Source organism: Zoogloea sp., from assembly GCF_041904905.1.
GTDB lineage: Bacteria > Pseudomonadota > Gammaproteobacteria > Burkholderiales > Rhodocyclaceae > Zoogloea.
This window is the reverse complement of record NZ_JAYRMI010000003.1, coordinates 115,916-125,430: the sequence shown is the minus strand read 5'-3', so window position 1 is coordinate 125,430 and position 9,515 is coordinate 115,916. Positions and strand designations below refer to the sequence as shown.

General features: G+C 71.0%; 6 protein-coding genes. 1 reads left to right on the top strand and 5 read right to left on the bottom strand.

Features of this window, described 5'->3' with window-relative positions; all coding sequences use genetic code 11:
• Positions 1–645: 645 nt before the first annotated feature.
• Positions 646–1,695 (bottom strand): selenide, water dikinase SelD, encoded by a 1,050-nt coding sequence (gene selD, locus ACE3N6_RS01955; protein ID WP_374243481.1) that lies wholly within the window; start codon positions 1,693–1,695, stop codon positions 646–648.
• A 43-nt stretch (positions 1,696–1,738) separates the two neighbouring features.
• On the opposite strand from selD, the gene mnmH reads away from it, so the two are divergent.
• On the top strand, positions 1,739–2,797 hold the full coding sequence (mnmH, locus tag ACE3N6_RS01950; protein WP_374243480.1) for a tRNA 2-selenouridine(34) synthase MnmH: 1,059 nt from the start codon (positions 1,739–1,741) through the stop codon (positions 2,795–2,797).
• 4 nt (positions 2,798–2,801) lie between these two features.
• Here mnmH and ACE3N6_RS01945 read toward each other — a convergent pair whose 3' ends face one another.
• The 4 genes from ACE3N6_RS01945 to ACE3N6_RS01930 all read right to left on the bottom strand — a co-directional run bounded on the left by ACE3N6_RS01945 (position 2,802) and on the right by ACE3N6_RS01930 (position 9,507).
• The gene (locus tag ACE3N6_RS01945) at positions 2,802–6,929 is read right to left on the bottom strand and encodes a PAS domain S-box protein (protein WP_374243479.1); all 4,128 of its coding nucleotides are present in this window, start codon (positions 6,927–6,929) and stop codon (positions 2,802–2,804) included.
• Positions 6,930–7,067: 138 nt separating this feature from the next.
• Positions 7,068–8,486, bottom strand: coding sequence for a PhoH family protein (locus tag ACE3N6_RS01940; protein WP_374243478.1), 1,419 nt, complete (start codon positions 8,484–8,486; stop codon positions 7,068–7,070).
• A 39-nt stretch (positions 8,487–8,525) separates the two neighbouring features.
• Entirely contained in the window at positions 8,526–8,981 is a 456-nt protein-coding gene (locus ACE3N6_RS01935; RefSeq protein WP_374243477.1) for a peroxiredoxin, read from the bottom strand.
• A 148-nt stretch (positions 8,982–9,129) separates the two neighbouring features.
• Positions 9,130–9,507 (bottom strand): Mth938-like domain-containing protein, encoded by a 378-nt coding sequence (locus tag ACE3N6_RS01930; RefSeq protein ID WP_374243476.1) that lies wholly within the window; start codon positions 9,505–9,507, stop codon positions 9,130–9,132.
• Positions 9,508–9,515 lie beyond the last annotated feature (8 nt).

Below are 9,515 nucleotides of genomic sequence, written 5' to 3'. Positions count from 1 at the left end.
CCCTGCCGGTGCGCGCGCAGGCCGCGTGCCGGGGCGCCGGGCTTGAAAGTGCCCTTCGATCCGGCGTCTTGCCTGACTGCCTGCGTCTCCCTGAGAAGCCACCCGCGTTCCGCCCTCCCTCCCGGCGGAACGCGGGTTTGGTTTTTTGAGGGGGCCGTCGCCCGGCGCCGGTGAGGCCGGCCCCCCGGCTGCACCGGCGGGGCTCCGCGCCCCCGCGCCGGGGCCCGCCGCCGTGCGCCCCGGGCCAGAGGCCAGTCCTCCGAGTCCAGAGGGCCGCCCTCCGGTTCCGAAGGCCCGTCCTCCGGGTCCGCCGGCCACCCCCGCAAGGCCCGCTCCGCCGGGCATCCGGCCCCCAGGCTTGCGGCCGGGGCGTCAAGGTTTGCGCGCAAGGCGCATAGCCCCGGGCGCAAGCCATCCACCCTTGCCCGCAAGGCATCCCGCGTCATCCGCAAGGCAAAAAGCCTTGCGCCCAAGGCCCGGCGCCCTGCGCGCAAGGCCGGGGGCGAGGCGGGCAAGGCAATGGGCGAGGGCCGCAAGGCGGGGGGTGAGGGGGGCAAGGCTTCTGGCCTTGCGCGCAAGGCAAAAAGCCTTGCGGACGGGGCGCCGGGCCTTGCGCGCAAGGGCGGCGGCGGCGCCCCCGGGGGGTCAGCCCGCGATGCGCACTTCGGCGGGGCCGGCGTGCATGCGGCCCACCACGGCCGCGTCGCCAAAGCCGCCGGCGCGGAAGGTCTCCAGCACGGCGCTGGCGCTGGCGGCGTCGCAGGCCACCAGCAGGCCGCCGCTGGTCTGGGCGTCGGCCAGCACGCTGCGCTGCCATTCGGCCACGCCCTCGTCAAAACGCACCGCGTCGCCGCAGCTGGCCAGGTTGCGGGCGATGGCGCCGGGGCCGATGCCTTGCTTCGCAAAGGGCACGGCGGCCGGCATCATCGGCACGTCGGCCACCTGCACGGTGGCGCCAAGGCCGGCACCGCGGCACACCTCCAGCAGGTGGCCCAGGAGGCCAAAGCCGGTGACGTCGGTGAGCGCATGCACGCCCGGCAGCTTCGCCAGCGCCGGGCCCACGGTGTTGAGCTTGGTGGTGGTGGCGATCATCTGGGCGTAGCCGTCGGCATCCAGCACCCCCTTCTTCATGGCCGAACCCAGGATGCCCACGCCCAGCGGCTTGCCCAGGATCAGCACATCGCCTTCTCTGGCGTCGGCGTTGCGCTTGATGATGTCGGGGTGGGCGATGCCCAGCGCCACGAGGCCGTAGATGGGCTCGGGCGAGTCGATGCTGTGGCCGCCCGCCACCGGAATGCCGGCCTGGGCGCACACGCTGGCGCCCCCTTCGAGGATGCGCCCGATGGCTTCGACCGGGAGCTTGTTCACCGGCATGCCCACGATGGCCAGGGCCATGATCGGCGTGCCGCCCATCGCGTACACGTCGGACAGGGCGTTGGTGGCGGCGATGCGGCCGAAGTCGAAGGGGTCGTCGACGATCGGCATGAAGAAGTCGGTGGTGGCGATCAGGGCTTGCTCGTCGTTGAGGCGCCACACCGCGGCGTCGTCGGCGGTCTCGGTGCCCACCATCAGGTTGGCGAAGGGCTGGGCCGCGGGCAGGTGGGTGAGCATCTCGGAGAGCACGGCGGGGGCGATCTTACAGCCGCATCCGCCGCCGTGAGACAATTCGGTCAGTCGCAGGGGCGCTTCAGTCATGGCGTTTTCCGGTTCCAGTTGATTCATCGGGTTCAATCTCTCCGTGTCTTCCCAGCCAGATTATCTTTCCGTGGGCCTCGACAGGCTCGATGCCTTCGACGCCATCGTGGATGTGCGCTCGCCCGCCGAGTTCGCCGAGGATCATATCCCCGGCGCCATCAACTGTCCGGTCCTCGACGACGAGGAGCGGGCGCGGGTGGGCACCCTTTACAAGCAGGTGTCGCCCTTCGAGGCGCGCAAGCTGGGCGCGGCGCTGGTGTCGAGAAACATCGCCAGCGCCATCGAGACGCATTTTCTCAGCAAGCCGAAGGGCTGGAAACCGTTGATCTACTGCTGGCGCGGCGGCCAGCGCAGCGGCGCGATGACCATCGTGCTCAACCAGGTAGGCTGGGCCGCCCGGCGGCTCGAAGGCGGCTACAAGGTCTTCCGCCAGCGGGTGCTGGACGATCTCGAGACGCTGCCGGCGAGCCTGGGCTTCCGGGTGCTGTGCGGGCCCACCGGCAGCGCCAAGACGGCGCTGCTGGCGGCGCTGGCCGAGGCCGGCGAGCAGGTGCTCGACCTGGAGGCGCTGGCGGCCCATCGGGGGTCGGTGCTGGGCGGCGAGGCGGGCACCCCCCAGCCGGGCCAGAAGGCGTTCGAGACGCGGCTGTGGTCGGTGCTGCGCGGGCTCGACCCGGCCCGCCCGGTGTGGACGGAATCCGAGAGCCGGCGCATCGGCCGCCTGCATGTGCCGGGGGCCTTGTTCGAGCGCCTGCGCGACGGGGACTGCGTGCGCATCGACGCGCCGCTGGCGGCCCGGGTGGCCCACCTGCTTGAACGCTACGCCGACCTGATCGCCGATCCGGCCGATTTCTGCAGCAAGCTCGACCGGCTGGCGATGCAGCACGGGCACGAGCAGGTGGCGGCCTGGAAGGCGCTGGTGGCTGCGGGGGCGTGGTCGCAGCTGGCCGCCGAGCTGGTGGTGCGGCACTACGACCCGGCCTACCGCCGGGGCGGCGAGGGGCTTTACCGGCGGCTGGCGGCCGGCCGCACGGTGAGCCCGGCGAGCCTGGACACGGCGGCGCTGGGCGAGCTGGCCCGCCGGCTGGCGGCGGGGGGCTGAGGGTTCAGGCCGGCGGCGGGGCGATTTCGGCCACCGCGTCGGCAATCGCCGCGCGCAGGTCTGCCGCCAGGCCCAGGGCTTCGGGCCGGCCGTCGCGGGCGGCGGCTTCGGTCTCGCGGGCCAGCCCGGCCAGCCGCGCAGCCATGATGTTGCCGGCCGACCCCTTGAGGGCGTGGGCCACTTCGACGATCCGGGGCAGGTCGCCGGCGGCGATGGCGGCGTCGAGGGCGGCCTGCCGGTCGGCGGCGCTGCCGGCGAAGATCCCCAGCAGCCGCGCGATGAACTCGGGCCGGCCGGGGTAGCGGGCGGCCAGGGCGTCGCGGTCGATCGTCGGCGCGGGGGCCACCGGCGCCGGCTGCGCCGGGGCGCGCACGTGGCTCTGGATGAGGCCCACCAGGCTGTCCAGGTCGAGGGGCTTGGCGATGTGGGCGACCATGCCGGCGTCGAGGCACTTGGCGCGCTCTTCGGCCAGGGCGTGGGCGGTCTGGCCGATCACCGGCAGGCCGGGTGCCAGCGCGCAGATCTGCCGGGTGGCGGTGTAGCCGTCCATCTCGGGCATCTGGATGTCCATCAGCACCACGTCGAAGGCGTCGGCGCCGTGGCTGCGCACGGCGTCCACGGCGGCGCGGCCGTTGTCGACGAGGGTGAGCGTGGCGCCCTCGGAGAGCAGCATGTCTTCCAGGACCATCTGATTGACCTCGTTGTCTTCGGCGGCGAGCACCCGGATGCGGGCAAGGCGTTCGGGTTGCGCGGCGGCGCTGGGCTGGTCGGGCATGGCGGGGCGGGCGGCGGGGGTGTTGGGGAGGCGGACCTCGAAGGTGCTGCCACGGCCGACCGTGCTGGTGGCCGAGATGCTGCCGCCGAGGAGGTCGACGATGCGCTTGGTGATCGCCAGCCCGAGCCCGGTGCCGCCGAAGCGGCGGGTGGTGGAGCTGTCGGCCTGCTCGAAGGGGCTGAAGAGCTGGCCGAGCTGGGCGGCGTCGATGCCGATGCCGGTGTCGCCAACCCGGAACACCAGGGTCTCGCCGTCGAGGGCGGCGTGGAGCGACACCTCGCCGGCTTCGGTGAACTTGAGGCCGTTGGAGAGCAGGTTGGTGAGGATCTGGCCCAGGCGCAGGGGGTCGGTGCGGCAGCTGGCGGGCAGGCTGGGGTCGAGCTGCAGTCGCAGCGCGAGGCCGCGGCTGCGGGCGCGCTCGTCGAAGGCGCTCAGGCTGCGTTCGAGCAGGCGCGGCAGATCCACCGGCACGGCTTCCATGTGGAGCTTGCCGGCCTCGATCTTGGAGAAGTCGAGGATGTCGTTGACGACCCCCAGGAGCAGCTGGCCCGAGTCGAGGATGTGGCCGAAGACGCTGCGCAGGTGAGGGTCGGCGCTGTCCCGGTGGCCGATCCGGGCGAAGCCGAGGATGCCGTTGAGGGGCGTGCGGATCTCGTGGCTCATGTTGGCGAGGAACTCGCTTTTCACCCGCGCCAGCCGTTCGGCGGCGAGGCGGGCCTGCTCGCGGGCTTCTTCCAGGGCGCGCCGCTCGGTGACGTCCATGAAGCTGACCACCGCGCCGACGATCTGCCCGTCGCGAATCATGGGGTGGGTGGAGTAGATCACCGGCACCGGGTGGCCGTCGCTGTGCCAGTACACCTCGTCGGTGACGGTCATCACCTGGCCGTGGCTGAGGGTCTGGTTGGTGGGGCAGTCGCACACCGGGTAGGTGCGGCCGTCGGGGTGGCTGTGGTGGATGAGGGGGTGGATGTGGCGGCCCACCAGGGCGTCCGGGTCGAGGCCGAGCATGCGGCAGGCGGCCGGGTTGATGAAGGTGAGCCGGCCCCGGTTGTCGACGCCGTACAGGCCGTCGGCGGCGGATTCGAGGATCAGCCGCAGGTTGGCTTCGGAGCTGGAGAGCTGGGCGGTGCGTTCGGCCACCAGCTGCTCCAGGTGTTGCTGGTAGCGGTGCAGCTCGTCTTCCATCGCGCGGCGGCCGGAGATGTCGCGGCAGACGCCGAAGATGCGGTCGATGCGGCCGTCGTCGTCGAACACCGCGCTGGCCCAGTCGGCCAGCCAGATGTGGCGCTCGTCGGGCAGCTGCAGGCGGTATTCGACGGCGTAGTCGGGGCTGTCGGGGCGGAGCCCGCCGAGGGCGTTGCACAGGGCTGCGCGGTCGTCGGGGTGGATGCGGGTGAAGTAGTCGTTGCCGCTGCCTTCGGTGCCCAGCCCCCAGGCGTGGCTGAGGTCGCCGCTGCGGTGCACGCGGTCGGTGGCGGGCACGTATTCGTAGGCTTCCATGTTGGCGGCGTGCAGGGCCAGCCGCATGCGCTTCTCTCCGGCCGCCAGGGCGGTGGCGGAGAGGGCGCTGGCGATGCCGATGGCGGCGGTGTGGGTGGCCACGTCCACCAGCCGCGCGGCGGCGGTGACGTCGATGGGCGGCTCGCCGCGGTGGAGGGCGAAGATGCCCAGGAGGCGCCCGCCGGCGTCGTGGATGGGGGTGGACCAGACGGTCCGCAGGCCGGCGGCGAGGGCGGCGGCGTGGAGGGGAGACCAGCGCGGGTCGGTCTGCAGGTCGTCGATGAGCACGGCGTCGTGGAGGAAACCGGCGGCGGCGCCGGCGTCCCGGTGGGGGCCGATGACCAGGCCGTCCACGGTGTGGCGGTAGGCGTCGGGCAGGCTGGGGGCGGCGCCCATGCGCAGGGTGCCGGCCAGCGCGTCGAAGAGCATCACGGCGCCGAGCAGGCCGTCGGCCTGGGCTTCGATGCCGCGCACGAGTTCGTCGAGGACGCGGGGCAGCGGGGTGTCGCTGGCGATCATCTCGAGCACGCGGTTCTGGGCGGTGCGCAGGCCGGCGGCCCGCCGGTTGTCGGTGATGTCGTGGGCGACGCAGAGGTAGCCGGAGTGCCCGGGGTCGCCGGCGTCGAGGGGGGTGACGATCCGCGAGATTTCGACCGGGCTGCCGTTCTTGCGGCGGCAGACCTGCTCGGTCCGACCCATCCAGGCTTGCTGGGCGCGGGGCGTGTCGGTGGCGGGGGCGAGCTGGAGCTGGTCGAGCCGCAGCTGGCCGACCACTTCGTCGGCGCCGTAGCCGAGGAGGTTTTCGGCGCCGTGGTTGAACAGGGTGATCCGGCCCCGGTGGTCGGTGGCGACGATGGCCACTTCGGAGGCGGCGTCGAGCACCCCGCCCAGGAGCTGGTTGGCGCTGGCCAGGCGGCGGTAGAAGAGGCTCACCGACAGCAGGGCGAGGGCGACCAGCACCCCCGCCGCGAGGGCGCGCCATTGCCAGGTCTCGAGCACGCCGGCGCGGGAGATGCCGACCACCACGTAGAGCGGGAAGTGCTCCAGGCGCCGGAAGCCCAGGATGCGCTCCACGCCGTCGAACTGGCCGGTGTCGGTGACGGTGCCGGAGACGGCGCCGGCTTCGATCTTGCGGTGGGCGGGGTGGGCCGGGTCGATCTTGTTGATGATGCCGGGGAGGTAGGGGTGGCTGGCGACGATCTTGCCGGAGTCGATCCGGCGAACGGCGGCGGTGCCTTCGACGCCGAGCTGGGCGTCGGCCAGCAGGCGCTCGAAGTAGGCGAGGTCGAGGGGCGCGCTGACGGCGCCGAGGAAGCGCCCGTCGCCGTCGCGGATGGCCCGCAGCAGCACCACGGCGTTGCGATTGGTGGTGCGCGAGACGACCACGTCGGAGATGATGAGCCCGGCGTCGGCGCTGTCGCGGGCCTGCTGGAAGTGGGGGCGGTCGGCGACGTTGACCCGCCGCTCGGCGCCTTCCCGGTCGGTGGTCAGGAGCTGGTCGCCGTTGGCGTCGAAGACGCGGATGCTGTTGAGCTGCGGGATGCGCAAGAGGTAGAGGCGCAGACGACGGGCCTCGTCGCGCCAGGCGGCGTCCAGCGCCGCCCGGTTGCCCATGCGCGGCGCCACCGTGGCGGCGGTTTCGGCCAGCAGCATGTCGGCGGTGCCGAGGGTGGTGTCGAGGGCGAGGGCGTTGACCCGGGCGATGCTGCCGGAGGTGGTTTCGGCCTTGCCGATGGCCTCGCGATAGCTGGCCCACGACAGGTAGGCGAGGACCAGGGCGGTTGTGAGCAGGGCGATGAGCTGCCCCCAGTAGGCCAGCCGCAGGGGCCTTCTGTCGATCTGCCTGGAATCTGCCACCGCCCTGTCTCCTCCAGCCGGACTGGCCCGGCGGATCGTCGAGTCTGCAAAAACGATCCGGCGGAGTCGGACTCCGCCGGACGTGCTGGTGCGTTTATCGACCGTGGGGCCGAAAGCTTGACGCCGCGCACCGCGGCTTTACAGCACCTCGGCGGCGTGGTCGGCCAGCCGCGAGCGCTCGCCCCGCTGCAGGGTGATGTGGCCCGAGTGCGGCCAGCCCTTGAAGCGGTCCACCACGTAGGTGAGGCCCGACGAGCCCTCGGTGAGGTAGGGCGTGTCGATCTGGGCGATGTTGCCCAGGCACACCACCTTGGTGCCGGGGCCGGCGCGGGTGATGAGGGTCTTCATCTGCTTGGGGGTGAGGTTTTGCGCCTCGTCGATGATGAGGAACTTGTTGATGAAGGTGCGCCCGCGCATGAAGTTGAGCGACTTGATCTTGATGCGGCTGCGGATCAGATCGCGCGTGGCGGCCCGGCCCCATTCGCCGCCCTCGCCGGTGGTGCCGTTGAGCACGTCGAGGTTGTCCTCGAGCGCGCCCATCCAGGGGGCCATCTTTTCTTCTTCGGTGCCGGGCAGGAAGCCGATGTCCTCGCCCACCGGCACGGTGACGCGGGTCATGATGATCTCGGAGTAGCGCTTGGTCTCGAGCACCTGGGTGAGGCTGGCGGCCAGGGTGAGCAGCGTCTTGCCGGTGCCGGCCTGACCGAGCAGGGTGACGAAGTCGACCTCCGGGTTCATCAGCAGGTTGAGGGCGAAGTTCTGCTCCCGGTTGCGGGCGGTGATGCCCCACACGTTGTTCTTCTGGTGGGAGTAGTCCACCAGCGTTTCAAGGGTGACGGTGCGCCCGGCTTTCTCCTTGACCCAGGCCTGCAGGGGCTGCTCGCCCTCCTGGTAGACGAACTCGTTGATGAGCAGGTCGGCGGTGTCGGGGCCCTTGAGCTTGTAATAGGTGTGGCTGTCCTGCTTCCAGGATTCGATGTCCTTGCCGTTGGCTTCCCAGAAGGCGGCGTCGATCTCCTTGGTGCCGGTGTAGAGCAGATCGGTGTCTTCGAGCACCTTGTCGTTGAAGTAATCCTGCGCGGCCAAGCCCAGGGCGCGGGCCTTGATGCGCATGTTGATGTCCTTCGACACCAGGATCACCGGGCGTTTGCGATCGAACTTCTCGTAGAGGTGCATCACCACCGCGAGGATCTGGTTGTCGCCCTTGGCGGTGGGCAGCGCGGCGGGCAGCTTGATGTCGATGGCTTCGGTCTGGAGGAACAGCCGGCCGCTGGCCAGTTCGGCCGACGGGCCGACGAGGCTGATCCCGGCCTCGATGCCGTCGGGGCAGCTGCCGACGATTTCGTCCAGGGAGCGGCTGGCCTGGCGGGCGTTGCGGGCGACTTCCGACATGCCCTTCTTGTTGGAGTCGAGTTCCTCCAGCGTCATCATCGGCACGAAGATGTCGTGCTCCTCGAAGCGGTAGAGGCTGGTGGGGTCGTGCATCAGCACGTTGGTGTCGAGGACGAACAGCTTGGTGGCGGGCGCTTTGGACTTCGCGGGGCGTCGGGTGGCCATGGTGGTCTGGTTTTCCGGGCTGTCGTGGGGGGAGGGGGCTTACAGCGTCTTCACGTAATCCAGCACTTCCTGGGCGTGGCCGGGCACCTTCACGCCGCGCCACTCGCGCCGCAGGATGCCGGCGGCGTCGATCGCGAAGGTGCTGCGCTCGATGCCGCGCACCTGCTTGCCGTACATGTTCTTCATCTTCATCACGCCGAACAGGGTGCAGGCGGTTTCGTCGGGGTCGGAGATCAGGGCAAAGGGCAGCGCCTGTTTGGCGCGGAAGTTGTCGTGGGATTTGATGCTGTCCCGGGAGATGCCCAGCACGACCGCCCCAGCGGCGACGAACGCGTCGTGCAGGTCGCGGAAGTTCTGGCTTTCGGTAGTGCAGCCGGGGGTGCTGTCCTTGGGGTAGAAGTAGAGCACCACCTTGCTGCCCTTGAGGGACGACAGGCTGAAGGCGGGGTTGCCGGTGGCGGGGAGGGTGAAATCGGGCGCGGCCTGGTCGAGCATGATGTCTCCGGATTCGGTTGGGTGCGCCGCCAGCCTAATCCGAAACGCGCCGGGCTGACAATCCGCGCGGCGTGAAAGCCGGGGCGGTGGGGGCTGGCCGTGAAGGGCGCGCCGGCGCCCTCGTGCCTGCCCATCCGGAGCCGGTGGCTCAGGCCGGGTCGAAGAGCAACGCGGCGGCCACGTTGCGGTGCTCGGCCACCAGGATGTTGTAGGTGCGGCAGGCCGAGCCCAGGTCCATCACCTCCAGCCCGATGCGGGCGTCGAACAGGGGCTTCATCAGCTTCGGGGGCGGGAAGCGCTGGCGCATGCCGGTGCCGAGGATCACGATCTCGCAGCCCAGCCCGGCCAGGTGGGCGAAGGCGGCCTCGTCGAGCGTGTCGAAGCTGCCGGCGTGCCAGCCGGCGTCGAGCCGCTCGGGCATCACGATGAGGTTGGATTCGTGGCGATCTGCGCCGATTGTCACGTGGTTGGCGTCGTAGCGGGCGATGGTGAAGTACTGGTCGCTCTTGTCGAGGTGGAGTTTCATGGTCTTGG